This is a genomic window from Magnetospirillum fulvum, assembly GCF_900108475.1.
Classification (GTDB): domain Bacteria; phylum Pseudomonadota; class Alphaproteobacteria; order Rhodospirillales; family Magnetospirillaceae; genus Phaeospirillum; species Phaeospirillum fulvum_A.
Window position 1 is genome coordinate 202,011 of record NZ_FNWO01000006.1, and the last position, 25,993, is coordinate 228,003.

The following is a 25,993-nucleotide window of genomic DNA, read 5'->3' on the forward strand; positions in this document are numbered from 1 at the left end:
CGGCGAAACGGTCCTTATCCCTTAACCCCGTAATACTTTAAGCATGGATTGATTAAAACGGCAACTTTTGAATGGCGAAACGGCCACAAGGATCTGAATAATGCCCCGATTACCTTTCGGGGAATTGTCGATGATCACGACGCCGATATCGATGAACATCGCAGTTTGCCCCAGCATTCGACAGAACACCGAAGTTATTCGGCCGTGTATTTCATGACATAATTCCACGACCATGAGTCGCCCGCTGTCATTTCGGGTTATCGAAAGATAATGATCTTCCCGTTTCCAAAGGTTCCGTTTCGCCTCATCCTGTCACATAGTGACCAAATCCACAGATCATCCTTTCCCGTCATTCTGCCGAAGAGTGGTCATGGCACGGCTTGGGCGTGTCCTTCTGGTTGATACCTCGAAATCGTCTCAACGGCTTTCGCCGTTGTTGCGGTCGATCGTCGCGATGAATCGGTGATGATGCCCCACACAGTCCGACCGCCCGCGCGGTCGTCTGGGTCCGCCCTATCCCGCGACCGCCCGATCCGGGCCGCCGCGCACGGTGGCCAGGAAGTCGCCGACCTCGGAATCAAGTCGTTCGGCGGGAGCGGCAAGATCCTGGGCCGCCCACATCACCCCGATCGCGGCCCCGCAATAGCGGGCGGCGGATTGGGTGACCGCGACGACTCCCTCGCTGACCACCTTGGTATCGAGGATCACCTCCTCGACGCAGCGGCCAATCCGCGCGGTCGCTTCGGCCTGACGGCCAACCGCATGCGAGACCTGACGGGCGATGCCGTCCATCCGGCCAATCGCCGCGCCGATACCGTCGATGGCGGCAACGGTGTCGGCGGTGGCCGACTGGATCGCGGCGATCTGGGCGGTGATCTCGCGGGTCGAGATCGCGGTCTGCCCCGCCAGTTGCTTGACCTCGTCGGCGACGACGCCAAATCCCTTGCCCGCCGCTCCGGCGCGCTGGGCCTCGATCGCGGCATTCAGGGCCAGCATGTTGGTGCGCCCGGCAATTTCGGTGATCATGCCGACCACCCGATCGATTCGCCCCGCCAGTTCGGCCAGTCCGTGGATGCGGTCGGTGCTGCGGTTCAGTTCCTCGACCGCTCCGGCGACGATCTCGGTGGCCGACACCGCCCCCTGGGCGATCTCGCGCACCGAGATATCCATTTCGGCGACGGCTTCGACGACATGACCGACGGCGGCACGGGCCTGCTCGGCCGCTTCGGCCACCGCCAACGAGCCAGAGCCGACCGCGTCGGTACGGGCCGCCATCCGCATCGCGGTGTCGCGGATCGCCAGCGAACTCTCGGACACCAGATCGACACTCTGCTTCACCTCGCGTTCGAAGGTGTCGGCCAGCCCCAGCAGATGGGCGCGATTGGCGGCCTCGGACTCGGCGCGGATCGAATCCTGCTCGGCCCGCAGCCGGACCATCGCGATCGCGTTTTCCTTGAACACGCCGACGGCGCGGGCCATATCGCCGATTTCGTCGCCCCGCTCGCCCCCCGGCACGCCGACGGTGTGATCGCCAGCGGCCAACCGCTCCATCGCCCCCTGGATCAGCCGGATCGGCTGGGTGACGCTGCGAGCCAGCACCAGAGCGGCGGCGATGAACATTGCGGCGGAGAGCAACCCGACCAGCGCCACCATCTTGTTGGCGGCGCGGCGTTCCTCGTCCTGGGCGGCGATCGCCTGGGCCATCCCCTCGCGGGCGAAGGTCGCCACCTGCCCGATCGCCGGTTGCAGCACCTTGACGCCGTCGCGCACCCGACCGATTTCGCGCTTCAACGCCTGACTGCCCTCGGCGAAGGCGGCCAGATCGGCGGCATAGAGGGTGAGGAGGCGACGGAACTCCTCGCGGGTCGCAGGCGGCAAAGGCGACGAATCGATCGCCATATCGAACTGGGTCGCGGCGGCGCGATGGCGCCCCAGCGCCGACGCCAGCCCATACAGCATGTAATCGCGCTCGGCGAGGCGCATCCGCGCCATCAACAGCGGCAGGTCGCCGGCATTGGGCCATTCCGCCAGTTCGCGTTCGATCGCCCGGGTCGAGTCGTTGAGTCGGACACGCAGCCCCTCTTTCTCGCTTAAGCCCAGCCGCCCGGCTTCGCTTTCCAGCGCGGCGAAGGCATCGGCGACCGCGCCCAGACCGTTGCGGGCTTCGACCACCGCCTGGGCCATCGGCCCGGTTCCGGCCAGACCGGCCATCGCATCCAGCCGTTCGCGCAGTCGCGCGATCTCGCGACGAAACGCCTCGGCGGCGGCAAGGTCGCGATCCCGGACGAATTGTTCCTGCCAGTTCTCGGCCGCCGCCGCGCCCGACCGCATGTCCGAGGCGAGATCGTTGAGGCGGCGAAAGCCGTCCTGGGCCACCACCATCGCTTCGATACGGGCTCCGGCCAGTTGGAGCACGGTGCCGAAGGTCACCGCCGCCACCAGCGCCAGCGCCACCAGCCCGATAAAGCGGACCCGAATCGACACCGAGCCGAGCAGGGGAACGTCACCCCGATGCCAAAGATCGGCCAAACGGGACAGGAGGACAGCCCCGGGCCAGGAAGCGCCAGGGAGCGGTCGGGCCTCAAGCGCCACGACATCGTCAGTCACACCAGAATTCCTTTTATCAGGCCGCGGAATCGAACAATTCGGCGAATCGGGCCAGGGTCAGCATCCGATCGACCTGACCAACCGCTCCGACGAGAGCCACGGTTCCGGATCGGCGGCGGACCCAATCCCGGGTGTGCAGCAGCAGGCCCAGCCCGGCCGAATCGATGAAATCGACTCCGCCCAGGTCCAACACCACCCCTCCGCCGGATCGATGCGCCGCCAGCACAGCCGCCAGCATCCGGCGAAAGGAATCGTTTTGGGTAAAGGTCAGCCGTCCGCGCAGGATCACGCGCAGCCCCGTGGCTGTCATCTCGATGTCGAAATCCATGGCATTGTCACCCGAGGGTTATTGATCCGCCCCCTCTCCGTCCACGCGACCCAATATCAGACCGTAACGCCAAGACTCCAGTTGCGGTTTTGTGTCACAACAGGGCCGGGATTGCGCTCCACGCCCGTACCGCGCATTATCCGCTCCCACTCGCCACCGCTCGTCACGGAGAGACGATGTCCGCTTATCTCGACGCTTTGATCCTTGGTCTGGTCGAGGGTCTGACCGAATTCCTGCCGATTTCCAGCACGGCCCACCTTCTCCTTATTGGAGACATGCTCGGCTTCGAGGGACCGCCCGGCAAAACATTCGAGATCGTGATCCAGTTGGGCTCGATTCTGGCGATTTGCGTCGTCTATTGGGGCAAGCTGTGGTCGGTCGCCTCCAGCCTCCACCAGCCCGCCTCGCGCGCTTTCGTCCGCAACATCCTGATTGCGTTCCTGCCCGCCTGCGTCGCCGGAATGTTCCTGTACAAATATATCCGCCAGTTGCTCGACACCCCGATCGTTGCCGCCATCGCCCTGATCGTCGGTGGCGTCGTCATCCTGGCAATCGAGAAAATGGTCCACACCCCCCGCGTCCATACCATCGAGGACATCTCACCCCGCCGCGCCCTGGCGATCGGGATGTGTCAGGTGCTGGCGATGGTGCCCGGGGTGTCGCGGGCCGGAGCGACGATCATGGGGTCGCTGCTGTTGGGGGTCGATCGCCGCGCCGCGACCGAATTCTCGTTCTTCCTCGCCATCCCGACCATGATCGGGGCGTCGGTCTATTCGATCTACAAGAACTGGGCGGATCTGTCGTTCGACAATGGCACCTTGATCGCCGCTGGCTTCATCGCCGCCTTCCTGGCCGCCCTGCTGGTGGTCAAAAGCCTGGTTGTCTTCGTCAGCCGTCACGGCTTCGCCCCCTTCGCCTGGTATCGCATCGCCTTTGGCGGAACGATGCTGGCGTTGCTGCTGACGCGGTAACGCGCCAGCGATCCGGTCGGGCAGCGGGAGCGTTCGCCGCCCCGCCGCCCGCCGTGATCGCACCTTCCGATAGACCAATACACAATCGGATGTATGATTTACCCGATTCACCTCGGGCCGATCTCATGCCCCGATCGCTCTGACACTATCTTCATCACGGTCCTAGCAAGGCATGACCCGACACGACGTGACGTCACCCGGCAGGCGAATGCCGGACTCATGGAGTGGACAGATGAACACAGAGGTCGAGAAAAGCCCCAATTTCCTAACGACGATCAACATCGTTTATCTTCTCTATCTCGTCGGTCTTCTGCTGCCGGTGACCGGTCTGATCGGCGTCGTCGTCGCCTATGTCAACCGGGACCGGACCAGCGACGACTGGACCCAAAGCCATTACCGCTTTCAGATCCGCACCTTCTGGATCGGGGCTTTGTGGCTGGCGATCGGTCTGGCTCTGGCGACAATCATGATCGGCTATGTCATCGTTCTGTTCTGGGCGGTGTGGCTGATCATCCGCGCCGTCAAGGGAATCAAGTTCAGCAACCTGAAACAGCCGCTTCCCGACGAAGCCTCGTGGATGTTCGGTTGATAATGCCGAAACGATAAGGGCCGCCGGTTTCCCGGCGGCCCCCTTCGCTCGATCCCGTTGCCGGTCTCTTAGTGAGCGGCAGCGCCTTCGGCTCCCAACCCGGTCTCGGACCGGATCGACTGAGCCTCGAACGCGGCGCGCTCCTTGGCGGCACGCGGGCTGTTGTCGAGAACCGAGAACAGCCAGGTGAAGAAGAACGCCGCCGGCATCGAGAAGATGGCCGGATAGGCGAACGGGAAGATCGGCTCGGCATAGCCGAAGCTCTGCACCCACACCGTCTTGCTGAGCACGACCAGAACGACCGAGGAGACGAGACCGATCGCCCCACCGATGACCGCGCCACGCGTGGTCAGGCCGCTCCAGAACATCGACAGCACCAGAACCGGGAAGTTAGCCGACGCCGCCACCGAGAAGGTCAGCGCGACGATGAACGCCACGTTCTGCTTCTCGAAGACGATGCCGAGCAGCACCGCGATCACGCCAAGGCCAAGGCTGGCATACCGCGACACGGTGACTTCCTTGCCCTCGGTGGTCTTGCCGTGCATGAACACGCTGGCATAGAGATCGTGCGAGATCGCCGAGGCTCCGGCCAGGGTCAGCCCCGACACCACCGCGAGGATGGTGGCGAAGGCCACCGCCGAGATGAAGCCGAGGAACAGATCGCCGCCGATGGCGTGGGACAGATGGATCGCCGCCATGTTGTTGCCGCCGCGCAGGTTCAGACCGCCCTTGACGATGTCAAGATAGGCCGGATTGGTCGCGACCAGGCAGATGGCGCCAAAGCCGATGATGAAGGTCAGGATGTAGAAGTAGCCGATGAACCCGGTGGCGTAGAACACCGACTTGCGGGCCTCGCGCGCATCGGGAACGGTGAAGAAGCGCATCAGGATATGCGGCAAACCGGCGGTGCCGAACATCTGGGCCATGCCGAGCGAAACCGCGTCAATCGGATTGCTGACCAACGTACCGGGCGACATGATCGCCTGATGCTTGGGATGCACCTCGATGGCGCGGGCGAACAATTGCTCGAACGAGAAGTTGAACTGGAACATCACGCCGAAGGCGATGACGGTGGCACCCGACAGCAGCAGAGCGGCCTTGATGATCTGGACCCAGGTGGTCGCGACCATGCCGCCGAAGGTGACGTAGATCATCATCAGCGCGCCGACGATGATAACGGCATAGATGTATTCCATCCCGAACAGCAGCTTGATCAACTGACCCGCGCCGACCATCTGGCCAATCAGGTAGAAGATCACCACCACCAGCGCACCGGTCGCGGCGAACGAGCGGACCGGGGTCCGGCTCAGCCGATAGGTGGCGACGTCGGCGAAGGTGTACTTGCCCAGATTGCGCAGACGCTCGGCGATCAGGAACAGGATGATCGGCCAGCCGACCAGCCAGCCGACCGAGAAGATCAGGCCGTCATAACCGGACCCATAGACCAGGGCGGAAATTCCCAGGAACGAGGCCGCCGACATGTAATCGCCAGCGATCGCCAAGCCGTTCTGGAACCCGGTGATGCCACCGCCGGCGGCATAGAAATCGGCAGCGGTCTTGGTCCGCTTCGCCGCCCAATAGGTGATCCCCAGCGTTCCGGCGACAAAGATCACGAACATCACGATGGCGTGCCAGTTGGTCGCCTGTTGCGCGGCCTGGCCGAGATCGGCTCCAGCGGCCAGCGCCGCGGTTCCGGTGGCGAGCAGCGTGCCGAAAGCGGCAAGCGCGCCCGCGAGAGCGGTCATGGTCGTCCTCATCAGCGCGATTCCTCGATGATCTGGCGGTTAAGCTCGTCGAACTCGCCATTGGCGCGATAGACGTAGATTCCGGTCAGGATGACGGCGGTCAGAATCACGCCGACGCCAAGCGGGAAGCCGACGGTGGTGTTGATGCCGACGCCGAGAGGAGTCGCGAGCAGCGCCTTGTTGAAGGCGATGAGAGCGATAAACCCGAAATACATGACAAGAACGATTGCAGACAAGGTCCAGGCGAACCGCGTCCTCTTGCTGACCAGCTCACGGAACTTCGGATTGTTCCGGATCTTCTCAGCACTGGCTAAATTTTGTGCTGTGTTGCTCAATTTACCCTCCACTATTCGTCGCGCCATCATGGTGGCTGCGATCATTGTTTGCATTTCCGGTCTTGGCGCCGTTTTTTGGTCCTCACCCTGTCGCGCACGAGCCACGGATATGCATGGCCGCTATGCGCTCAGGGCTTGTCTGAGGTGCTATTCCTCATTAACACTCGACAATGGTCGCGTCAACACCATGCGAAGGCATTGCATTAATAAGTTCGATCATACTTGGGTCGGTCAGGTATTCGCCGGAATCTGGTCAGCGGTGTGAATAAGTACTCACGAAAATAGCCGTTAGTTTTTGCTTGATCCGGCAAATCGAGTTTTAGCCTTCGCCGTAGCACCCCCCGTCCCCGGATCACGGAATGCGAGTACACATCGGTTACTATTCACGCATATTCTATGCGTGATCCTGTATACGAAACCGACCGATCTTGGGAACAAAGAAATCCGTTGAAAATTCCCGAACGGCCACTATCGTGATCACATGGTGGAGGATCTTGCCCCTCTCGCACGGATCGACAGCTTCCCGTATCGCCATCGCATCCGCGAGGTGATGAGCGCCCCGGTCTTGACCGCCCCAACCGACCTCACCCTCGCCTTGGCGGTACAGCAGATGTACGCGGCGAAGGTGTCCTCGATCGTCGTCATCGACGAATCCGGCCGCACCGCCGGTATCTTCACCGAACGCGATCTGTTGCGACTTCTCTCCACCGTCGGCCCCTCTGGACTCGAATCGACGCTGGCCGAAACGATGACCCGTTCGGTCGCCTCGGTCCCGGTTGATGCCTTTGTCTACGTCGCCCTCGCCCGGATGGCCCGGACCGGCCTGCGCCATCTGGTGGTGGTCGATCCCGACTCCCGCCCACTTGGCATGATCACCGGGAGTGCTTTGCTGAAGGTGCGTGCGACCGAAGCGCTGGTGCTGGGCGATTCGGTCGAATCCGCCCGCGATGCTGACGAAATGGGCGCCATCGTCGCCAATCTGCCCCGGCTCGCATCGGGGCTGCTGGCCGAAGGTGTCCCCGCCCACAACATCGCCGCCGTCATTGCCCTGGTGTTGCGCGACCTCACCGCTCGCGCCGCCGAACTGGCCGAACTCTTGATGCAAGATGACGGCTGGGGCCCCGCCCCCGCCCGCTATGCCGTGTTGGTGCTGGGCTCGGCCGGACGCGGTGAAAGTCTGCTTGCCTTCGATCAGGACAACGCCCTGGTCCATGACGGCCGTCCCGCCGACGATTCCTGGTTCGCCGAACTTGGTCGTCGGCTCAACGCCACCCTCGCCGCCGCCGGGATTCCGCTCTGTAACGGCAAGGTGATGGCGGGTGAACCCGGCTGGCGCAAAAGCCTTGATGAATGGCGCGACGAAATCGGTCGCTGGGTCTATTCGGTCGAAAACCAGACCGTGATGTATTGCGACATCTTCTTCGATTTTCAACCGGTGTGGGGCGACCGGGCCTTGGCCGAGGATTTGCGGACGATGGCGATTGAAACCGCGTCGCGCTCCGCCTTCTTCATGCGCTATCTCGCCCAGAACGTCGCCGGGATGGACGGGTCGATCGGCCTGTTCGGAACCCTGGTCACCGTCAATGGCCGCCTCAATCTGAAGAAGTTCGGCCTGCTCCCGCTGGTCAGCGCCGCCCGCCTGCGGGCCATCCGTGCCCATCTGCCCCAGACCGGGACCGACGAACGATTCATCGCCCTCCACGAGGCGGGAATCCTCCATCCCGACGATCTGCGCGACTTCATTGAGGTGCGCGAAATCCTGCTGCGGACATTGCTCGAACAGCAACTGACCGACATCGGGATCGGGATCGCCCCTTCGCCCCGGATCGAGCCCAAATGTTTCGACAAGCGCACCCGCACCCGGCTGCGCTGGGCCTTGAAGCGGCTCCAGACCCTCAAATTCGTTTGTGGTGTTGGCGGTTAGGCCGTCTGCGTCGTGATTGTGGGAGCGATGAGTTCAGCCGTCGCTGATCGGCCGCCTTCCGCCTTAAGCCTGAGCGGGGCATGCCTTTCCCGTCCCTTCGTGGTTACAGGCGATGCCTTGCGAGGTCAGGCACTCTTCCAGTTCTCCGCTCTCTTCCAGCTCCTTCACGATATCGCTGCTACCAAGGTACGATCCTTTGACATACAACTGGGGAATGTCCGGCCAGTTGCTATATCGCCTGATCCCGGCCAGGACGCTCGGGTCGGACAACACATCGACGCCCAGGAAGGATACACCCAGTTCCTTTAACGCCCTTACCACGCTCGCGGAATAGCCGCAGCACGGCGCGGACGGAGTCCCCCTCATATACAGGACCACGTCATTCTCGGCGATCTCCTTTTGGATCTTCTGCAAGACCAGATCTTCACCCATGGCGCGCCTCGGATCTCTCTTTGAAAACCGATCATAGGTACCCCTGGAACGCGGCCCGGTACAACCCCCTTCTGGCAAGGGACATTTCGCCTTGAGCGCATTCCACTCAAACGAAGTCAGAGTGACATGCGCGATAAGCTCGAGCGGCGCTTGAGCCACGCCAGCCCCGGAAGGGCTGCGGCCTTAAACGAACAGAATCCGGAAACGCTGTCCCGCTCTCAATTTTTGGATTTGTTGCCTGGAAACGGTCTGAGCCGCTGCTGGAGCGAGTTCTCCGCCTGCCTTCCGGGGGGAGGGCCACCAAGCCGATCTCATTTAGCCTTGATGAGGCATGCCCCGCGTGTGATGCGGCGGAAGGCAAGGGATAGCGTGAAACCCGCCTTCCGCCTCAAGGCCCCTGTCGATGCGCTTGGCTCTTAGCTTTTACAAGCGATGCCCTGAGCCGTTAGATGCTGGGCCAACTCGCCACTGGCGGCCATTTCGCGAACGATGTCGCAGCCACCGACGAACTCCCCTTTGACATAAAGCTGAGGAATCGTCGGCCAGTTGGTGAATTGCTTGATCGCCTCGCGCAGGCTGGGATCGACCAGGACGTCGATGCCTTTGAACGTGACCCCCAAGCCCGTCAGAACCTGAACCACCGCTGCGGAAAAGCCGCATTGGGGAAACATCGGGGTGCCTTTCATGTACAGCACCACGTCGTTCTCGGTGATGTCCTGGCGGATGCGGTCGAAGACAGGATTGTTCATGGTGGAGCACGTCCTGGGCTTTGTTTCTGGAACCTTTAAAAGTTAACCCCGATAGCCATCCGGTACAACTCTTTTGGGGATGACGACGACTCATCTGGTCTGACTGTGCGCCGATGTGCGTCGCCCCGATTGGGAAGAGTCGATTAACTATCTCTTATAATAAATGGCCCATTGCCAACGCCACAGACGATAAACTCGCCACCCTAGATCATGTTTTTAGAATCTATTATCAAACAGAAACACTGCGACAGCAGTCAATTTATGAAAAATATTTGAAGGTTATATACGCAATAATTTTACGGCTATTCATCACCTTCAATCCCAATCATCATTTTTCTCACCGATCATTGACATAAATGATCACGTTCCCAAATGTTGTGTGGGTGGGGGGATCAGTTAAGTTCGAACGGAGTCTCCACTATGGCAATTTCCGGTCCGCACTCCACCCCCCTTCGCCTCTCCCATCTGCCTGCATCTCGGCGTGTTGGTGGGGAGGTGCGTTCATGACCTGGCTAACCCACCAGATCACCAGTGGGTTTGCGATCGAACTGATCGTTGTCCTGATGGTGGTGGAAGGTCTTGCCTTAGCCTGGTGGCATGGGCGCACCGGCCAAGGCCCTGGCCTTACCGATTTCGCAGCGACCTTGGTGTCCGGCCTCTGCCTGATGATGGCGTTACGCGCCGGTCTTGTTGGCGATGGTCCACTGTGGATCGGTTTTTGGCTCGTTGTCGCCTTAATCGCCCATTTGACCGATTTGCTGCGGCGTTGGCGTACCTAACATGTCGCACCCCGTCGCCTCCGCATCGGCTCAGGCAGTTACCGCCTGGTCCCCCTTATGTCAGGGCTGGAACCAAATGCACGAGGTGTCGTCCCTAAAAAGCACTTCGGCGCGGAACTCGGGTCACCCCGCTTTCCGCGCCGATAATGTTCTGTCTCCCGGTCTGCTCCGTCTCGGCTCGAGAACGAGGTCTCGACGGAGCCAAACCGGACTGGGGCCTTGGCCCCACCCACGCCGACAGATGAAAGCTCATCTGCCGGCCTGGGGTCTTTTACTTCTTCGCCGTCAGAGTGGTCGCCAGCTCGGGATAATCCTTCAGCTGAGACACACCCAGCAGGGGCTTGAACACGCCCTGGTGGCAGGTGGTGCAATTGATCTTCGGAGCGTCGCCGAGAGCGCCCAGACGATTCGCGGGCAGGATCGGAGCCAGCGGATCGAGATAGGTGTTGTTCAGCTCACGGACGTGACGGATGGCGTACCACGCCACCGCACGCTGCGGCGAGCTCTGGCTCCATTCGGTGAAGGACCGGGTGTTGTGGCAGTAGGTGCAATTCACCCCGAGACCATCGGAGATGTGCGCCATCGCGCCATAGGTCCATTCAGCCTGCATGATCGACTTGCGCGCACCGGCATCCCGCTGCGGAAGAGCGGTCTGCGAGATGATACGCAGGTCGTTGGCTTCCTTCAGGAACGGCGTGAACACGTCGTAGGGAAGGGAGGTGTAGCCAACAACCGCCGCAGCCTTGTTCTGACCGGTCGGAGCCTGCGCATACCCGGAGGCATGGCTGAGGTTCGGATCGGTGTACCAGATGTAGCCGGGGACCGGCTGACCACGGTGGCAGGTGTAGCAGGTCACGCCGGTATTGGCGACGTGGGCCTTGTACTTGGTGTTGATGGTGCTGACCATCTCAAGCATCCGGCGGGCCACCACTTTGGTGTACAGCTCGTCCGACGCCATGTTTTCCGGGTTGTGGCAGTAGTTGCAGCCTGCATCCGGCGACACCCAATTGGTGATCGCCATCATCAAGCGGTCAAACTCAGCCTTATCGAGATCGCCCAGAACCTTGAGGTTCGTGTAGCCGACCGAAGCCTTCTGGCCTTCGGGATCGACCGCAGGAATAACCTCGGGAGCCTGATTGGCCGCGGTGAGGCGGGTGTAGGCGCGATCCTGGTACGACTGGATCTGGCCCGTGCCGCGATAACCGCGCTGAACGCTGTCAAGAGGCGGAGTGGTGAAGGTGGTAGCGACGAACACCGCACCGACAATGGCGGTAAGCCCCACTACAGCGGAAAATCCGAGTCTCATTGCGGCACTCCCGAGATCAGGGCCGGATCCGTGACTGGCGGGAATACCGGCGGATAGGACGGAGCAACACCGTGCTTGACGGCCCACAGATACCAGTTGTCAACGACGGTGCCGGTCAAAAGGATGCCAATGCCCGCAGTAATCACGGTCAGAACGGCGAACCAGTAACCCCAGCGATGGAAAGACTCGATCGTCGCATTGAAACCGATCTGCCAGCGCCAGAACAGCATCGCACGCTCAACCGCGGTGCCGCGGTCGACGATCTGCTCGATCTCGCGCTCGCCGCCGTAACGGCTGACCGCCAGAAGAGTGCCGGCATGCATGGCGAACAGAACCGCCGACCCGTAAAGGAAGGCGATCGACAGCATGTGGAACGGATTGTAGTAGAGATTACCGAAGCGAATCGAAATCGCCGCGGTCCAGTCGAGATGCGGGAAAATGCCAAACGGGACACCTTCGCCCCAGCTACCCATCAGAATCGGGCGGAAGAAGCCCAACGACAGATAGAAGAAGATCGCCGCGGCGAACGCCCACGAAACGTGGGTGCCCAGGCCCAGGGCCTTAGCGCGGGTATACATCCGAGCCCACCAAAGCAGGATCGAAGCGGTCAGGAAGAAACCAGTGATCAACCACCAGCCGCCTTGGGCCAGCGGCGGGAAGGTCAGGCCGTACTGCGGCAGCGGCGGCTCGAGCGCCAGCCAGAAGAACTGGCGGACGAACTGAATCCAGTCCCAGTTGACCTGGGCCAGGAAGTTGAGGCCGACGACAGCCGCAGCAATACCAAAGCAAATGGCCGAGGCCAAGCCAAGGCCACCCAGGTAGATCGGGCCGATCTGCGCGTTGCCGAGCTTACCGGCCCAGTAGCTGAAGATGGGCTGCCCGAAACGATCATCCGTGTCCGGCGGCAAGGGCACGCCCGGATAAGTCTCACCGCGGATTTGCACGCGGTTGAAGATATTCTGATATTCGGTCATTACGGTCACCTTGCGTTAGCGCCAGACGGGCAGATTGAGCCACCAGCCCCACCACTCGGGCCACCCACGCGCCCAGAAGGGCCCGCTGATCACGATGCACACCGCGCTCCAGAAGGCAGCGGAAATGGCCAGGAACAGGCCCAGGCGGTGAATGCCCAGAGCGCCGATCGAGTAGCCAACCGCGTCGCGGAAGAAGGTGTCTTCGTGTTCGGCCGTCTTGATCTGCTCACCCTTGCCCGGATTGGTCGCGGACAGGATGATGCCGCCGTGCATTGCCAGCGCCAGCGCATTCGTGAAGAAGAAGCTGATCGCAATCATATGCGCGGGATTGTAGTGGAAGTGCAGGAACTGGTAGCCAACGTTCGACACCCAGTCGAGGTGGCTCATAATTCCGTAGGGGAAGCCGAATCCCCAGGCGCCCATCAGAATCGGGCGGAACACGACCAGAGTAACGTAAGCCAGAATCGCGAAACTGAACGCGAACGGGACATGAAGGCCCATCCCGAGCTTCCGAGCGATTTCCACCTGACGCAGTGCCCAAGACACAAAGGCGCCAATCGCGCAAATGGTGATGAACTGCCAAAGGCCGCCTTCATTCAGCGGCGCGAAAGCCAGTCCGTAGCTAAGATCAGGAGGGGCGATGCTGATCTGCCACAAATTCCACGTAGGACCGCGCGACGCGCCTAACACGATGAGGGCGACGCCGAGCAAGGTGAAGAAAGCAGCAGTCACCCCGAACAACCCGACGTAAAACGGCCCCACCCAAAAATCGAACAGATCGCCGCCCACCAGCGTCCCCCCTCGGACGCGGTATTTCTTCTCGAAACTGAGCATCGCCATGTTGAAGTCCACCCTTTAGAGAGGGAGCGAGGATCGGTTCCTCGCCGCCTCGCCTGAACATTGCCAGCTTTGGGCTAGGGGTGAACGATGCTGTTCATTCCCTAGCCCACGCCACTGCTACTTCGCCGGCACCGGAAGGGTCTGCTGGACCACGGATCCATGCGCAACCCGAGCGCCGTCAAGCCAGTTGAACCGATCGGTGCTGAGCAACAAGAAGTGGATCAGCAGACCGAGAACGGTCAGGAACACGAACAACGCAGTGAGAGCCCTTCTCGGATCATAGAGCGTCCAAATCTTCCACATTTTACGTAGCCTCCATTAGACCAGGGTCGAGAGAACCGACTGCGCGGTGGCGGTAGCGTTGTCGAGCAACGCGTAGCCCTTGGCGCTCGGCAGCCAGGGACGCCACTTCCAAGCGAGGAAGTGCGCGACGATGGCGACTACGATGAAGGAGATGAAGCTCGTCACGAAGATGCCGTGGAACTCCTGCGCTTCTGACTCAGACAGACCAGACAAGGTCCCGCCTCCTCTTTCTAATGAGTTAGCCATTCAATTGAACTCCCTAAGACAGGCCTTCCGGCCATAACCGCCTCTCCCCAGGCGGCGGGGCTTGCCGACGCGCGAACGCGGCGGCAAAAGGTGTTTCGTGTCGCGGACTACGCCGCCCGCCCCTTGCCGATCGCGGCAAGCGAGGCGGACACATCGTCCGCAGTGACCTTTTCTCCTCCGGCGATCCGTACCTCGTGCTCGACGCTGTCGCGGAGCCGCTTGGTAGCGGAAATACGCAGAAGAAACGGTTCCGTTTCCACATACTCCTCGAGCAAACGACTCGCATCGTCTTCCCAAGGCAAAGCATCCGTTCGGGTCAGGCGCGACAGGGTCGATTCGACCTTATCCAGCTCCGTCCCCAGCGGCAGGATATGGAACAGCGCATCGAACAGCGCGTTACAAAATTCCTGAACCACATAAGTAGCGCCACTATACCCCATAAAAGGGGTTCCGGTCGAGCGCCTGACGATGGCTCCCGGAAAAGAAGCGGGAATATACATCGAGCGCAGCCCCAACTCGGCCGCATACATCCGCTCATTATACGAACCGTACAGGACCAGAGGAGGGTGAGCCTTCATCGTCTCCCGCACCGTCTGGTTATCCGGCTTCACCCCCGCCTTGCGGGCGATGGCAAAAGCGCAGGGCATGCCCAGTTCGCCTTCAAGAAACCCGCGCAATCCTTTGGCATAGGTCTCGGTCGCAACAATGCCGAACGAGGCGGTCGCGAAAAAGTCCTGCGTCACACTGCGCCACAAATCCCACACCGGCTTCAGCGTGGTGTTCTTTTCCTGCTCGATGAACGGCTCGGGATCGAGACCGGTCAACTCGCCCAGCTTGGTCAGGAACGCCGTCGTCGAGAACACCCCGATCGGCGCCTGAAGGTAGGGACGGTCGAGTTCTTCGCACAATTTGCGGCCGAACTCGCGGTACATCACGACGTTGACGTCGGCATCGGCCAACCGCTTGATGTCATCGACATGGGTTCCCAGCGGGAACACCAGATTGACCTCGCAGCCGATCCCTTCGACCAGGCGGCGGATTTCCGCCAGATCGGACGGCATGTTGAAGGTGCCGTACATCGGTCCGATGATGTTGACCCGGGGCTTCTCCCCCTCCACCCGCACCCGCGGCTTGGCCTTCTTGGCCCCGAACTGGGTCCACAGCCAGTAGATCGCGCGGTCGGCGGCCTGCCACTGGTCGTCGTCGATCGTGCGCGGCACGAACCGCAGCAGATTCGAGCCTTCGGGAGTGACGCCGCCGCCGATCATCTCGGCGATCGATCCGGTCAACACCACCGCCGGCATCGACTGATCCTGGGTGGCACTGGCGCGCCGCAGCGCGTCCTCGGTGCCGCTCATCGTCAATTGCTCTTCCGACAGACCGGTAACGACGATGGGAAGTTCATGCGGCGGCAGGGCGTCGGTGTAATGCAGCACCGCCGTCACCGGCAGGTTTTCGCAGCCGACCGGCCCGTCGATCACCAGACGCAATCCGCGAATGGCGGCGAACGCGTAGACCGCCCCCCAATAACCGCCGGCCCGGTCGAGATCGAGGACGAGCATCGTTACGCCCTCCCCTTGCCGGACAGAGGAACATTGGGGCCATAGCCGGTCGCGGTCCCGGTTCCGACCTTGCCAAAGAACGCGAGCATCCGGTCGAACCGCGCCTTGCCCTGAGCCTGGGCGGCGACAATCCCCGCGATCGACCCGGCCCCGGCCGGTCCGAACAGCGGCCGCGCCGACACCATGTTGGTAAAGTACAGCGCCGGAATCGCCATCTCCTTCGCGTGTTGCACCAGCGGCGTGGTCCCGAGCGCGAGGTCGGGCCGCGCGTCGCGCATCGCCGCAATATCTTGTTCGAGCGAGGCGCGGAACTGGACGTGAACGCCTTTGGCCGCCAGCCACTCGCGATCGGCTTCGTTCCAGGCCGTCCGCGGCGTCGCGGTACCGACATAGGGAACTTCGGCCCCGGCTTCGACCATCAGGCGAGCCACCAGCAATTCCGAGCCTTCATAGCCCGACACCGTCACCCGCGCCTTGATCGGATGGGCGTCGAGCGCGGCGCGGATCGCGGGCAAGGCCCGGTCCTTGGCCGCATCAATCAGCTTTTCGCTGATTCCAACCGCTTTGCCGATTCCTTCCAGCCATGCCGCCGTACCTTCGAGCCCGACCGGACCGGAACCGACGACGGGACGCCCGGCGGTCTGGAATTCGCGCACCGTGGCGGCATAGAACGGATGGATCGCCGCCGCCACCACACAATCAAGCGAGGCGTACAGATCGCGCCATTCCCGCGAGGGCAGTTGCGGGGCCACCGCCAGCCCCATCGGCGCCAGCAGGCCGCCGATGACGACCGGATCGGCCGGAAACAATTCGCCGATCAACGACACCGTCGGCATCGAAGCGACACCGCCGCGCGGCATCGCCACCGGGCCGGATTCGGCTTCGAGCCGGGCATAGCGCAGCATCGCCCCGGCCAGGACGTCCTTCGCCTCGGCATGGGTCGGCACTCCGAACCCGGGAACCTCGATCGTGATGATACGGACGCCGTCGATTTCCCGCGGCAGCAATTCAAGCGGCACACCCGACGCGGTCGGCACACAGAGATTGATGACGATGACGGTATCGACCTGATCGGGCCGCGCCATCTGATAGACCGCCTGACGGACGTCCTCGAACACCTGTCCGCGCACCAGCGTCTCGGAATCGAACGGCACATAACCGACGGTCCGCCGCGCCCCGTAGAAATGGGAGGTGAAGGACAGACCGTAGACGCAACAGCCCGAACCGACCAGGATCGACGCGGTGCGGCGCATCCGCAAGCCCACCCGCAACGCCCCGAACGCCGGGCACATCGTCTGCGGCTGGTCGTGCGGCCCCTTGGGATAATCGCTGGCCAGCCGGTCCTTCACCGCGTCCGACACCCCACCGCTGGCGCAGCCAGCCGCTTTCGGCGCGACGCCTTGGGCCGGAGGAGTGGCAAGGGTGGATGACGACATCAGACAGCGGCTCCCTAGGGGGTTTCGTAAATGACTTCGAGCGACGGCTTGCGGGCCGCCAATGCGCCACCCATATCCTCGGCGGTGGCAGGCACCAGAACCACGTTGCGGCCGACAGCGTCGCCCTTGAACAGATTGAGGAGGCCTTCCTGGGACAGCGGCGTGGGTTGAATCGGCGGGGCGGAATCGACCTGATCGGCCAAGGCCGCGAACAGCGGTCCCCACTCGCCGTCCGGCTGCGCCACGATTTCATAGGCGGCGGACAGACGGCGGATGCCGTCATTGGCGGGAATGGTCGCCAGGATCGGAATGCCGACCTGCTGGGCGAAGGCCTGCGCCTCGCCGGTACCGTCATCCTTGTTGATGACAATGCCAGCGACGCCGACATTGCCGCCGAGGCGACGGAAATATTCGACCGCCGAACAGACGTTGTTGGCGACGTAAAGCGATTGCAGATCGTTGGCGCCGACGACGATCACCTTCTGGCACATGTCGCGCGAGATCGGCAAACCGAACCCGCCGCAGACGACGTCGCCCAGGAAATCGAGCAGGACGTAATCGAAGTCCCAATCGTGGAAGCCCAGCTTCTCCAGAATCTCGAAGCCGTGAATGATGCCGCGACCACCGCAGCCGCGACCGACTTCCGGCCCGCCCAGCTCCATCGCGAAGACGCCGTCGCGCTTGAAACAGACGTCGCCGATCTTCACTTCCTCGCCCGCCTGCTTCTTGCGGGCCGAGGTCTCGATGATGGTGGGGGTGGCGCGGCCGCCAAACAGCAACGAGGTGGTGTCGCTCTTTGGGTCGCAGCCGATCAGCAGCACTTTCTTGCCGCGCTGGGCCATCATGTAGGAGAGGTTGGCGAGCGTGAAGCTCTTGCCAATGCCTCCCTTGCCGTAGATCGCGATGATCTGCGTCTTCGGAGTCGCTCCGGTCCCGCCGCCAGGCTGCGCTCCCGGCGTCGGCGGAGTCGAACCTCCCTTTCCGGCAGGAGGAACGCCATCGAGCGGCGCGGTCATGAGCAGGCTCCCCAATCAAGAATCATCTTCAGGCACGAGGCGTCGCCGAACGCGGTACGATAAGCGTCGGCCGCCTGGGCTGCATCAAAGCGATGTGTGATGAGCCCGTCAAGCGAGAGCTTGCCCTCGCGGATCAAAGCCAGCACCGCCGGCATGTCGGGACCACGCCATTCCGCCGCGATACGCAGCCGCGCCTCGCGCATGAAGGCGGGGGGAAAGGCAAAGCTGATCGGCTCGTGATAGAACCCGGCCAGCACGATCTCGCCCCCGGGGGCAAGGCGACCGATCAGGGTGTCGAGCAGTTTGGCGTCGCCGCTGACGTCGTAGATCGAGCGGTAATCCTGACGGGTGTCGGCCGACGGCGCGATGACGCTATAGCCGACGCCCCCGCTGGTCCGGTCGGGATTTTGCTCCCACACCACCGGCGATCCGCCCAACGCCACCGCGATCCGCGCGACAAGGCGGCCGAGAACGCCATGGCCGATGATCAGTTCAGGGGGACGCGCCCCCTCTGCCGCCAGGGCATGATAGGCGGTCGCCGCCAGCGCCAGCAGGACCGCCTGCTCGCCCAACGCCTCGTCAACGAGGTAAACCCGTGCGCCGGGCACCACCACCCGCGCCGCCGCGCCGCCGAACAGGCCGCGCACGTCGCCATAACAGCGCGCACCGGGAACAAAGACACGGTCGCCGATTGCACGACCGGAGGCCGAACCGGCCTCAACGACGCGACCGACGGATTCATAACCGGGAACCAGGGGATAGCCCATGCCGGGGAACGGCGGCATCTTGCCCGTATAGAGCAGCCGCTCGGTCCCGGTGCTGATGCCGCTCCACTCGATATCGACCACGACGTCCTCGTCGCCGGGCGGCGTCAAGTCGAGTCGACAGAGCTCGAGGCGCTCAGGCTCCGTGAGCACTACGGCAATCGTGTTCATCCACTTCCCCCAGCGGATTCCAGACGGGCCGATATGACCCGGCGCCAGTCTATTCTGCCCGACCATCGTGTCAATCGTTTTCTACAGCCCGGACCCGCCTCGAAATCGGCTCCGAACCCCGGTCGTTCCCGCCGTGCTGCCGCTGACAGCGCCTTGATTTATAACTTAAATCTAGGCGTGCATCGACAACCGCTCCGGCTGAGATATCCGCAACTTAAAAACGAAACACATGATGTTCGGGCAACTAATAAGGCTTTATTTGTGACAAATAGATACCGTCACAAACGAATATGCCTCAACCCAACACCCGCAAAAGAAACCAGACCGAGTTCGACCCGAAGCGTCTCCCCCGCTTCGGGTCGAAATTCGATCAGGCGGCGCGGCGCAGCTTCTTGGGCAGCAGGCTCGACACCTGCTCGTGGATCATCGTCTGAAGCGCGGCCCGACCCGGGCATTCCGGAATCGCGGCGATCGCGGCGGCCGACAATTCGTCGAGGCGACGCAGCGCCCCGGCCAGTCCGAGCTGCAACGCGGCGCTGGGCCGGTCGTTGGCGCGATCCTGTCCGGTCGGCTTGCCGATCTCTTCCGGCTTGGCGGCGACGTCGCGGATATCGTCGAGCACCTGATAGGCCTCGCCCAGCCGCTCGCCCAACGCCCGCCACGCCTCGGGATCGGCCCCGGCGGCGGTGGCACCGGCCATCGTCGCGGCAGCGAACAGAGCGCCGGTCTTCTGCTGGTGATATTCGGACAGATTGATCTCGTCCTCGCACTCCCAGGCCTGCCCGGCGATGATCCCGGTCGGCGCACCGACCGAGCCGCCGACCATCAGCAGCAACGGCGCGATCCGCTCGGGACGGCTGATGCCGGCCTGGGCCAATTGCTCGAACGCCACCACGATCAGGGCATCGCCGACCAGCAGGGCCAGCGGCTCGCCATAGGCATGGTGGACCGAAGCCCGCCCACGCCGCATCTCGGCATTGTCGAAACAGGGCATGTCGTCATGGACCAGCGACGCGCAATGCAGCAGCTCGATCGCCGCCGCCGTCGCATCGGCCAGACCGGGCGCATCGTCGCCACAGGCGGCGGCGACGGCAAGGCACAGACGGGGACGCAGTCGCGACCCACCGGGAAACACTGCATGCCGCACGGCTTCCGCCAGCCGGGGCGGGCATCCCGGCCCACTCATCCGTTCCAGCGCCGTGGTCAGAGCCCCCTCGACCCGAGCCATGGCATCCATGTTCCCCCCCTCTGTTACAGGTTACCGAATGGTCATTCTTTGCAATATGTCAAATTCCCGATGCGGATGGAAGCGGATCGAACCGCGGCCCGCATCCAAGCCGTCCACATCGGCCCGCCGCGTTTTTTTCCCGTGACAGGCAGAGCGAATTCGACCACACCTTCCCCCCGGGGTCGGTCGCCGCCTGCGCCGACTTAAAGGTATTCGTGCGCCCGGTGCCGGACGGCCCCGACAGTAACGCCCGGGGGAGATTCGATCTATGAACACCATTGGCCTTCGACCGTCCGGAAAGATGCGCCCGTCGCATCAGACGACTGGCGGAGACCGCCCGGCCGCCGCGGATGGGGTGGAGCCTTACCCGAGCGACGGCCCGATCGGCGGAGGCCTGATCCGCCCGTCGGAATTGGGGATGCCCGATCCCGGCCCCCTCCCCTGCGGCCGCCGCTTCGTGGCGGCCCCGGCCCCGACCGGAAACGTCCCGCTGGGCGTCGCCAACGATCGCGGCCCCCGCTTCGACCGCCCGATTCCCGGCTCGGGCTATTCCTGGTGGTATATCGACGCGCTGAGCGACGACGGCAAGCACGGCCTGACCCTGATATTCTTTATCGGCAGCGTGTTCTCGCCCTATTACGCCTGGGCGCGGCGCAAGGGTGGCCCGGCCGAGCCGTTGGACCATTGCTCGGTCAATGTCTGCCTGTACGGAGCCACCAAACGCTGGAGCATGACCGAGCGCAACCGCAGTGCCGTCAATCGCAGCATCGACACCCTGGTGATCGGGCCGAGCGCGCTGCGCTGGACCGGCAGCGCGCTTGAAATCCGCCTGTCCGAGCGCACCTTCCCCCTGCCCGGCCGGATTCAGGGCACGATCCGGGTTCACCCCCGCGCACTGACCGGTCATTCCGTCCGCCTCGATGCCGAAGGCGAGCATTTCTGGTCGCCGCTGGCGCCGGATTCGCGGGTCGAGGTCGAACTGAGCCATCCCCGCCTGCGCTGGTCCGGCCCCGGCTATTTCGACACCAATTCCGGGATCGTGCCGTTGGAGAAATCCTTCGTGCGCTGGACCTGGTCGCGGGCGCCGCTCCAGAACGGCACCGCCGTCCTTTACGACGTCACCCGCCGCGACGGCAGCGACCTCGCCGTCGCCTTGCGGATCGGTCGTGACGGCAAGGTCGAGGAATCCGACTCGCCGCCGGTCTCCGCCCTGCCGCGCGGCACCTGGGGTGTCGAACGCATCACCCGCGCCGACAGCGGGCACGCCGCCCATCTGACCGAAGTGCTGGAAGACACCCCGTTTTATACCCGCTCGGTGATCGAAACCCGGCTGTTCGGCGAAAAGGTCACCGGCTTTCACGAAAGCCTGTGCCTCGACCGCTTCCGCACCGGCTGGGTCCAGGCCCTGCTGCCGTTCCGGATGCCGCGCCGGTTCCGCTAAGGCGATGCGCCCCGGCACGGACCGGCTCTGGTCCGTGCCGGGCAATCGCTAAACGCCCCGCCACGCTTTCAGCCGCCGCGCCGCCTCGGCCATGTCGGCAGTCGATCCGGCATAGGAAAAGCGCAAGGCGCGCCGACCCCGCACCGGATCGAAATCGGTTCCCGGCGTGGTGGCAATCCCGGTCTCGGCCAGCATCCGGGCGCAGAACAGGGCGCTGTCATCGGTCCGGTCGGACAGATCGGCATAGAGATAGAACGCCCCGTCGGCGGCGGCCAGCTTGTCGAACCCGGCCGACGGCAACTCGTTCAGCAGCAGGTCGCGGTTAGCGCGATAGACCGCGACACGGGCCTCCAACTCGTCCAGACAATCGAATGCCGCTTCGGCGGCGATCTGCGACAGGGTCGGGGGCGAGATGAACAGATTCTGTTGCAGGCATTCGACGGCGCGGGACAAATCGTCCGGCACCACCAGCCAGCCCAGCCGCCAGCCGGTCATCGCGTAATATTTCGAGAAACTGTTGACCACCACCGTATGCGGCGCGGCTTTCATCCCGGCGGCGGTGGCGGCGGCGCGGCCATAGGTGAGGCCGTGATAGATCTCGTCCGAAATCAGGCGGATGTCGTGCAACTCGCACCACATCGCCAGTTCGGCGACTTCGTGGGCCGACAACATGCTGCCGGTCGGGTTGGCCGGACTGGCGACGATAACGCCGTCGAGCGGCTGATCCAGCCCTTCGAGCACGCGGGCGGTCAATTGCCAGCGGCTGTCGGGACCGACCGGGACGTCGACACAGGTGATGCCCACCGCCTTCAGGATGTTGCGATAGGCGGGATAGCCGGGCGCGGCCACCGCGACCCGGTCGCCCGGCGCGAAGGCGGCGAGAAAGGCGAGCAGAAACCCGGCCGACGAGCCGGTGGTGACGACGATCTGCTCGGGCCGCACCGCGACGGAATAAGCGTGGGCGTAATGGCGGGCGATCCGCTCGCGCAATGAATCCAGCCCGTTGGCGACGGTATAGCCCAACGGCAGACGATCGAGCGCGCGGGCGGCGGCGGCACGCACCCCGGCCGGAGCCTGCCCCGAGGGCTGGCCGACTTCGAGATGCAGCACGCTTTCGCCCAACGCCTCGCGCCGGGTGGCCTCGCGCATCACGTCCATCACGATGAAGGGAGCGATCGCCCCCCGCTCGGCAACCTTGAACGCCATCAGTCTTTTCCCACCGAGGTGGCCAGACCCGACCCACGCGGGTCAGTGGCGGCCTCGCAATCCGGCGTCTGCAACAATCCCTCGCGGCAACGCAAGGCCTCGACCCGGCTGGGCATCGTCACCGTCCCGATCTGGTGACCGCGCCGGGTCAACGGCGCGGGATCGAGGGGATGGGCCCCGACCTCGACAAAAGCGGCGTCGGGGGTGCCGAGATGGACGACCCGAGGCCGCGCCACCGCCTCGGCCAGCGGCTTGTCCTCGGCCAGGGCGGCCAGCAGGGTTTGGGCCAGAGCGGCGGGAGCGGCGGCCCCGCCCGAAGACCCAGCGGCGAAAAAAACCCGATTGGTGTGGGGGTTGACCACCATCACCGTGGTGGCGCTGGGCGGAGCGCCCGGCCCCGGCGCGGCGGCCAGCACGATCCCGGTGCCGGGGGCGACCACGCCTTGACCGAACACGGCGCCGCTGCCGATGCCGCACACCACCGCCGAACCGGAACCGTCGAGCACAGCGAAACTGGTCGAGGCGTTGGCATCGGGCGGCGTCGCCGACGCACCCGCAACCGGACGGTGGCGGTCGGAAGTGTAATCGGCGATCAGGCGGTCGAGCTTTTCCGGAGCGATCAGCGCGCCGGGCGCTTCGTTGCTCCACCCGTTGCGCTGCATCCAGCGGGCGCGGTCGGCAAAGGCACGGGCCTGGGCCTCGGCGAGGAGATGGGGCCGTTCGTCCTCGCCCGCGCCGCTCCAGCGCGGCCAGACCATCCCGATCAGTTCGGCGGTCACCGTGCTGCCGACCGAAGGCGGCGGAGCAAAATGAGCGATTTCGCTTCCCACCCGCACCTTCAGCGTGTCGCGCCACACCGGACGCAGGTCGCGCAGATCGTCGAGGTTGAGGGTACCGCCCGCGCTTTTGACCGATTTAACCAGGTCGCGCGCCGCCATCCCCAGATAGAAATCGCCGGTATTGCGGCGCAGATTGGCGATCACCGCCGCCAATTCGGGCTGGCGCAGGATGTCGCCCTCGCGCAGGATCGCGCCATCGGGGCGGAAAAAGATCGCCCGTGCCGACGGGTCGCGCGACAGCAGCGGCACCACCCGGGTCAAATCGTTGGCCAGCGCCCGCGACACCGGGGTTCCGAGACGGGCCAGACGTTCCGGCTCGGCCACCAGACTTTCGAAACGCATCAGACCGAATTTGGCGTGCAGCGCGTAGAACCCACGCGGATTGGCGGGAACCGCCGTCGTCACCTGACCGGCCTCGCTCGAGGGCAGCGCCGGGAATTCCAGGATCTCCGTCGTCTTTTTCTCGACGTCATGTACAATGCAGGAGCCGCCACCGCCGAGACTGGCGGTTGACGGCAGGGTCACTGCCAGAGTGTAGTAGAGAGCAGTCGCGGCGTCGGCGGCGTTTCCTCCGGCGGACAGGACATCGCGGGCGACAACCGCCGCGCGCGGTTCGTCGGCGGCGACCAGACCGGCAAAACCGCGAACATGGCCGACCGTCCCGATCGGCGGCGTGGAATCGATGCAGCCCGACAGGGCCAGCACCACCGTCAGGGCGGCGAGTCGGCGTCTCCGCCCTGCGTGCAACCTTTCGACCGGCGAGGAATGATCCTTGTTCACACGCATCTTCCTTCTGGTGACGATCCTGATCGCGCTGCTGTCGCCTTCAGCTGAAGCCCAGCAGTCGAAACGTCAATTCATCCGCGACGCAGAAGTCGAAAATACCATTCGCGACTTCGGCACGCCAATCTTTCAGGCCGCCGGGCTCGACCCGCGGGCGATCCGCATCCTGCTGATCAACGATCCGTCGCTCAACGCCTTTGTCGCTGCGGGCCAGAATATTTTCTTTCACACCGGACTGATCATCCGCTCGGAAAATCCCGGCCAGTTGATCGGGGTCATGGCCCACGAAACCGGACATATCGCTGGCGGCCATCTGATCCGCAGCACCGACGCGGTCGCCGCCGCCTCGACCGAGGCAATTCTGGCGATGCTGCTCGGCGCCGCCGCCGGCGCGGTCAGCGGTAACGGTCAGGCCGCCGCCGGGGTGATGATGGGCGGCCAGGAACTGGCGATGCGCAACCTGCTGGCCTTTTCCCGCAGCCAGGAGCAGCAGGCCGACCAGATGGCAATGCGCTTCCTCGACGACACCCATTGGTCGGCCAAGGGATTGATGGAATTCTTCGACATCCTGGGCGACCAGGAATTGCTGGTCTCGACCCGCCAGGACCCCTATGTCCGCACCCATCCGCTGACCCGCGACCGCATCGCCTTCGTGCGCGAGCATGTCGAGAAATCGCCGTTCTCGGGCCAGCCCTGGCCCGCCGACTGGGTCGAACGTCACCGTCGCATCAAGGCCAAGCTGTTCGCCTTCGTCGAACCGCCGGTCAAGACGATGATGCGCTACAAGGACACCGACACCTCGATCGAGTCCCGCTATGCCCGCGCCGTCGCCCTTTACCGCAAACCCGACATCAACGCCGCCCTGGCCCTGATCGACGGATTGATCGCCGAGCGGCCCAAAGACCCCTATTTCTGGGAATTGAAGGGCCAGATGCTGTTCGAGAACGGACGCGGCCGCGAAGCGGTCGATCCCTATCGCAAGGCGGTCGAATATCTCCCCGACAGCGCCCTGCTGCGGATCGGTCTGGGTCAGGCCGAAATCGAGACCGACGACCCGGCCCTGCTGCCCGACGCCGCCACCAACCTCACCATCGCGGTGCGGCTGGAGCCCGACGATTCCTTCGCCTGGCAGCAATTGGCGATCGCGTTCGGTCGCGATGGCAAGGAAGGGATGGCCTCCTATGCCCTGGCCGAGCATTTCCTGCTGTCGGGCAAGCTGCCCGAGGCCAATTACCATGCCAACAAGGCCGAACAATTGCTGGGGCACCAGGGCTCGATCTGGCTGCGAATTCAGGACATCAAAGCCCAGGCCGTCCAGGTCAAGGCCACGCGCGACCGCGAAGGCTCGTCCTGGTAAGGCATTGTTCGGAAAAGAGGGGGGGAGCGAGCGGGACACCGCATCCTCCCCCCGTCCGCGTC

General features: G+C 63.6%; 24 protein-coding genes. 6 read left to right on the forward strand and 18 right to left on the reverse strand.

Translation table 11 applies throughout. The annotated features are described in order from the left end of the window. Positions 1–513: 513 nt before the first annotated feature. Together BLW40_RS09125 and BLW40_RS09130 are read right to left on the reverse strand one after the other, a co-directional pair. A complete protein-coding gene (locus tag BLW40_RS09125) occupies positions 514–2,607 on the reverse strand; it encodes a methyl-accepting chemotaxis protein (protein ID WP_074767777.1) in 2,094 nt (697 codons plus the stop codon). Between the two features lie 16 nt (positions 2,608–2,623). After that, positions 2,624–2,935 carry an STAS domain-containing protein gene (locus BLW40_RS09130; RefSeq protein ID WP_074767779.1) on the reverse strand — a complete coding sequence of 104 codons (312 nt, stop codon included), beginning with the start codon at positions 2,933–2,935 and terminating at the stop codon, positions 2,624–2,626. A 176-nt stretch (positions 2,936–3,111) separates the two neighbouring features. Between BLW40_RS09130 and BLW40_RS09135 the strand changes: the two genes are divergently transcribed. Then, positions 3,112–3,906 carry an undecaprenyl-diphosphate phosphatase gene (locus BLW40_RS09135; protein ID WP_074767781.1) on the forward strand — a complete coding sequence of 265 codons (795 nt, stop codon included), beginning with the start codon at positions 3,112–3,114 and terminating at the stop codon, positions 3,904–3,906. Positions 3,907–4,138: 232 nt separating this feature from the next. Further along, complete coding sequence (locus tag BLW40_RS17950; RefSeq protein ID WP_074767783.1) at positions 4,139–4,495, forward strand: DUF4870 family protein; 357 nt, start codon at positions 4,139–4,141, stop codon at positions 4,493–4,495. Between the two features lie 68 nt (positions 4,496–4,563). Here the strand turns inward: BLW40_RS17950 and BLW40_RS09145 are convergent, their stop codons facing one another. Next, positions 4,564–6,252 (reverse strand): cation acetate symporter, encoded by a 1,689-nt coding sequence (locus BLW40_RS09145; RefSeq protein WP_074767785.1) that lies wholly within the window; start codon positions 6,250–6,252, stop codon positions 4,564–4,566. Beyond that, entirely contained in the window at positions 6,252–6,602 is a 351-nt protein-coding gene (locus BLW40_RS09150) for a DUF485 domain-containing protein (protein WP_170834553.1), read from the reverse strand. Before BLW40_RS09150 ends, BLW40_RS09145 begins: the two co-directional genes overlap by 1 nt. A 454-nt stretch (positions 6,603–7,056) precedes the next feature. Between BLW40_RS09150 and BLW40_RS09155 the strand changes: the two genes are divergently transcribed. Beyond that, positions 7,057–8,499, forward strand: coding sequence for a DUF294 nucleotidyltransferase-like domain-containing protein (locus BLW40_RS09155; RefSeq protein ID WP_074767789.1), 1,443 nt, complete (start codon positions 7,057–7,059; stop codon positions 8,497–8,499). A 63-nt stretch (positions 8,500–8,562) separates the two neighbouring features. Here the strand turns inward: BLW40_RS09155 and grxD (BLW40_RS09160) are convergent, their stop codons facing one another. Together grxD (BLW40_RS09160) and grxD (BLW40_RS09165) are read right to left on the reverse strand one after the other, a co-directional pair. After that, complete coding sequence (gene grxD, locus BLW40_RS09160; protein WP_074767791.1) at positions 8,563–8,931, reverse strand: Grx4 family monothiol glutaredoxin; 369 nt, start codon at positions 8,929–8,931, stop codon at positions 8,563–8,565. A gap of 416 nt (positions 8,932–9,347) precedes the next feature. Beyond that, positions 9,348–9,680 carry a Grx4 family monothiol glutaredoxin gene (grxD, locus tag BLW40_RS09165; protein WP_074767793.1) on the reverse strand — a complete coding sequence of 111 codons (333 nt, stop codon included), beginning with the start codon at positions 9,678–9,680 and terminating at the stop codon, positions 9,348–9,350. A 503-nt stretch (positions 9,681–10,183) separates the two neighbouring features. On the opposite strand from grxD (BLW40_RS09165), the gene BLW40_RS09170 reads away from it, so the two are divergent. Continuing rightward, on the forward strand, positions 10,184–10,459 hold the full coding sequence (locus tag BLW40_RS09170) for a hypothetical protein (protein ID WP_074767795.1): 276 nt from the start codon (positions 10,184–10,186) through the stop codon (positions 10,457–10,459). Positions 10,460–10,730: 271 nt separating this feature from the next. Here BLW40_RS09170 and pufC read toward each other — a convergent pair whose 3' ends face one another. The 10 genes from pufC to BLW40_RS09220 form a co-directional block, all read right to left on the reverse strand. Next, on the reverse strand, positions 10,731–11,765 hold the full coding sequence (gene pufC, locus BLW40_RS09175) for a photosynthetic reaction center cytochrome PufC (protein WP_074767797.1): 1,035 nt from the start codon (positions 11,763–11,765) through the stop codon (positions 10,731–10,733). Beyond that, positions 11,762–12,739 carry a photosynthetic reaction center subunit M gene (gene pufM / locus BLW40_RS09180; RefSeq protein ID WP_074767799.1) on the reverse strand — a complete coding sequence of 326 codons (978 nt, stop codon included), beginning with the start codon at positions 12,737–12,739 and terminating at the stop codon, positions 11,762–11,764. The genes pufC and pufM overlap by 4 nt, the downstream gene beginning before the upstream one ends. A 15-nt stretch (positions 12,740–12,754) precedes the next feature. Beyond that, on the reverse strand, positions 12,755–13,579 hold the full coding sequence (gene pufL / locus BLW40_RS09185) for a photosynthetic reaction center subunit L (RefSeq protein ID WP_074767801.1): 825 nt from the start codon (positions 13,577–13,579) through the stop codon (positions 12,755–12,757). A 117-nt stretch (positions 13,580–13,696) separates the two neighbouring features. Beyond that, complete coding sequence (gene pufA / locus BLW40_RS09190) at positions 13,697–13,882, reverse strand: light-harvesting antenna LH1, alpha subunit (RefSeq protein ID WP_002727459.1); 186 nt, start codon at positions 13,880–13,882, stop codon at positions 13,697–13,699. 15 nt (positions 13,883–13,897) lie between these two features. Further along, positions 13,898–14,128, reverse strand: coding sequence for a light-harvesting antenna LH1, beta subunit (gene pufB, locus BLW40_RS09195; protein WP_040566219.1), 231 nt, complete (start codon positions 14,126–14,128; stop codon positions 13,898–13,900). A 107-nt stretch (positions 14,129–14,235) separates the two neighbouring features. Beyond that, positions 14,236–15,690: a chlorophyllide a reductase subunit Z gene (bchZ, locus tag BLW40_RS09200; RefSeq protein WP_074767803.1), complete on the reverse strand. Its 1,455-nt coding sequence runs from the start codon at positions 15,688–15,690 to the stop codon at positions 14,236–14,238. A 2-nt stretch (positions 15,691–15,692) separates the two neighbouring features. After that, positions 15,693–17,126, reverse strand: a complete 1,434-nt coding sequence (gene bchY, locus BLW40_RS09205) for a chlorophyllide a reductase subunit Y (protein ID WP_074767805.1) — start codon at positions 17,124–17,126, stop codon at positions 15,693–15,695. 14 nt (positions 17,127–17,140) lie between these two features. Next, complete coding sequence (locus tag BLW40_RS09210; RefSeq protein ID WP_074767807.1) at positions 17,141–18,142, reverse strand: chlorophyllide a reductase iron protein subunit X; 1,002 nt, start codon at positions 18,140–18,142, stop codon at positions 17,141–17,143. Then, a complete protein-coding gene (bchC, locus tag BLW40_RS09215) occupies positions 18,139–19,077 on the reverse strand; it encodes a chlorophyll synthesis pathway protein BchC (RefSeq protein WP_074767809.1) in 939 nt (312 codons plus the stop codon). Before bchC ends, BLW40_RS09210 begins: the two co-directional genes overlap by 4 nt. 370 nt (positions 19,078–19,447) lie before the next feature. Next, positions 19,448–20,314 carry a polyprenyl synthetase family protein gene (locus BLW40_RS09220; RefSeq protein WP_074767811.1) on the reverse strand — a complete coding sequence of 289 codons (867 nt, stop codon included), beginning with the start codon at positions 20,312–20,314 and terminating at the stop codon, positions 19,448–19,450. A gap of 346 nt (positions 20,315–20,660) precedes the next feature. Here BLW40_RS09220 and BLW40_RS09225 point away from each other — a divergent pair, with 346 nt between their 5' ends. Continuing rightward, entirely contained in the window at positions 20,661–21,746 is a 1,086-nt protein-coding gene (locus BLW40_RS09225; protein WP_244511118.1) for a carotenoid 1,2-hydratase, read from the forward strand. A 48-nt stretch (positions 21,747–21,794) separates the two neighbouring features. On the opposite strand, the gene BLW40_RS09230 is transcribed toward BLW40_RS09225, so the two are convergent. Then, positions 21,795–22,952, reverse strand: a complete 1,158-nt coding sequence (locus tag BLW40_RS09230) for a pyridoxal phosphate-dependent aminotransferase (protein WP_074767813.1) — start codon at positions 22,950–22,952, stop codon at positions 21,795–21,797. Next, complete coding sequence (locus BLW40_RS09235; protein ID WP_074767815.1) at positions 22,952–24,577, reverse strand: gamma-glutamyltransferase; 1,626 nt, start codon at positions 24,575–24,577, stop codon at positions 22,952–22,954. Before BLW40_RS09235 ends, BLW40_RS09230 begins: the two co-directional genes overlap by 1 nt. Between BLW40_RS09235 and BLW40_RS09240 the strand changes: the two genes are divergently transcribed. Beyond that, positions 24,564–25,931: a M48 family metalloprotease gene (locus tag BLW40_RS09240; protein WP_074767817.1), complete on the forward strand. Its 1,368-nt coding sequence runs from the start codon at positions 24,564–24,566 to the stop codon at positions 25,929–25,931. The two genes, BLW40_RS09235 and BLW40_RS09240, sit on opposite strands and share 14 nt — an antisense overlap. Positions 25,932–25,993 lie beyond the last annotated feature (62 nt).

Bases quoted from the DNA above. Each gene is read 5' to 3' on its own strand.
- BLW40_RS09130 (WP_074767779.1), bottom strand. From the start codon at position 2,935: ATGGATTTCGACATCGAGATGACAGCCACGGGGCTGCGCGTGATCCTG.
- BLW40_RS09135 (WP_074767781.1), top strand. From the start codon at position 3,112: ATGTCCGCTTATCTCGACGCTTTGATCCTTGGTCTGGTCGAGGGTCTG.
- BLW40_RS17950 (WP_074767783.1), top strand. From the start codon at position 4,139: ATGAACACAGAGGTCGAGAAAAGCCCCAATTTCCTAACGACGATCAAC.
- BLW40_RS09145 (WP_074767785.1), bottom strand. From the start codon at position 6,252: ATGAGGACGACCATGACCGCTCTCGCGGGCGCGCTTGCCGCTTTCGGC.
- BLW40_RS09150 (WP_170834553.1), bottom strand. From the start codon at position 6,602: ATGGCGCGACGAATAGTGGAGGGTAAATTGAGCAACACAGCACAAAAT.
- BLW40_RS09155 (WP_074767789.1), top strand. From the start codon at position 7,057: ATGGTGGAGGATCTTGCCCCTCTCGCACGGATCGACAGCTTCCCGTAT.
- grxD (WP_074767791.1), bottom strand. From the start codon at position 8,931: ATGGGTGAAGATCTGGTCTTGCAGAAGATCCAAAAGGAGATCGCCGAG.
- grxD (WP_074767793.1), bottom strand. From the start codon at position 9,680: ATGAACAATCCTGTCTTCGACCGCATCCGCCAGGACATCACCGAGAAC.
- BLW40_RS09170 (WP_074767795.1), top strand. From the start codon at position 10,184: ATGACCTGGCTAACCCACCAGATCACCAGTGGGTTTGCGATCGAACTG.
- pufC (WP_074767797.1), bottom strand. From the start codon at position 11,765: ATGAGACTCGGATTTTCCGCTGTAGTGGGGCTTACCGCCATTGTCGGT.
- pufM (WP_074767799.1), bottom strand. From the start codon at position 12,739: ATGACCGAATATCAGAATATCTTCAACCGCGTGCAAATCCGCGGTGAG.
- pufL (WP_074767801.1), bottom strand. From the start codon at position 13,579: ATGGCGATGCTCAGTTTCGAGAAGAAATACCGCGTCCGAGGGGGGACG.
- pufA (WP_002727459.1), bottom strand. From the start codon at position 13,882: ATGTGGAAGATTTGGACGCTCTATGATCCGAGAAGGGCTCTCACTGCG.
- pufB (WP_040566219.1), bottom strand. From the start codon at position 14,128: ATGGCTAACTCATTAGAAAGAGGAGGCGGGACCTTGTCTGGTCTGTCT.
- bchZ (WP_074767803.1), bottom strand. From the start codon at position 15,690: ATGCTCGTCCTCGATCTCGACCGGGCCGGCGGTTATTGGGGGGCGGTC.
- bchY (WP_074767805.1), bottom strand. From the start codon at position 17,126: ATGTCGTCATCCACCCTTGCCACTCCTCCGGCCCAAGGCGTCGCGCCG.
- BLW40_RS09210 (WP_074767807.1), bottom strand. From the start codon at position 18,142: ATGACCGCGCCGCTCGATGGCGTTCCTCCTGCCGGAAAGGGAGGTTCG.
- bchC (WP_074767809.1), bottom strand. From the start codon at position 19,077: ATGAACACGATTGCCGTAGTGCTCACGGAGCCTGAGCGCCTCGAGCTC.
- BLW40_RS09220 (WP_074767811.1), bottom strand. From the start codon at position 20,314: ATGGATGCCATGGCTCGGGTCGAGGGGGCTCTGACCACGGCGCTGGAA.
- BLW40_RS09230 (WP_074767813.1), bottom strand. From the start codon at position 22,952: ATGGCGTTCAAGGTTGCCGAGCGGGGGGCGATCGCTCCCTTCATCGTG.
- BLW40_RS09235 (WP_074767815.1), bottom strand. From the start codon at position 24,577: ATGCGTGTGAACAAGGATCATTCCTCGCCGGTCGAAAGGTTGCACGCA.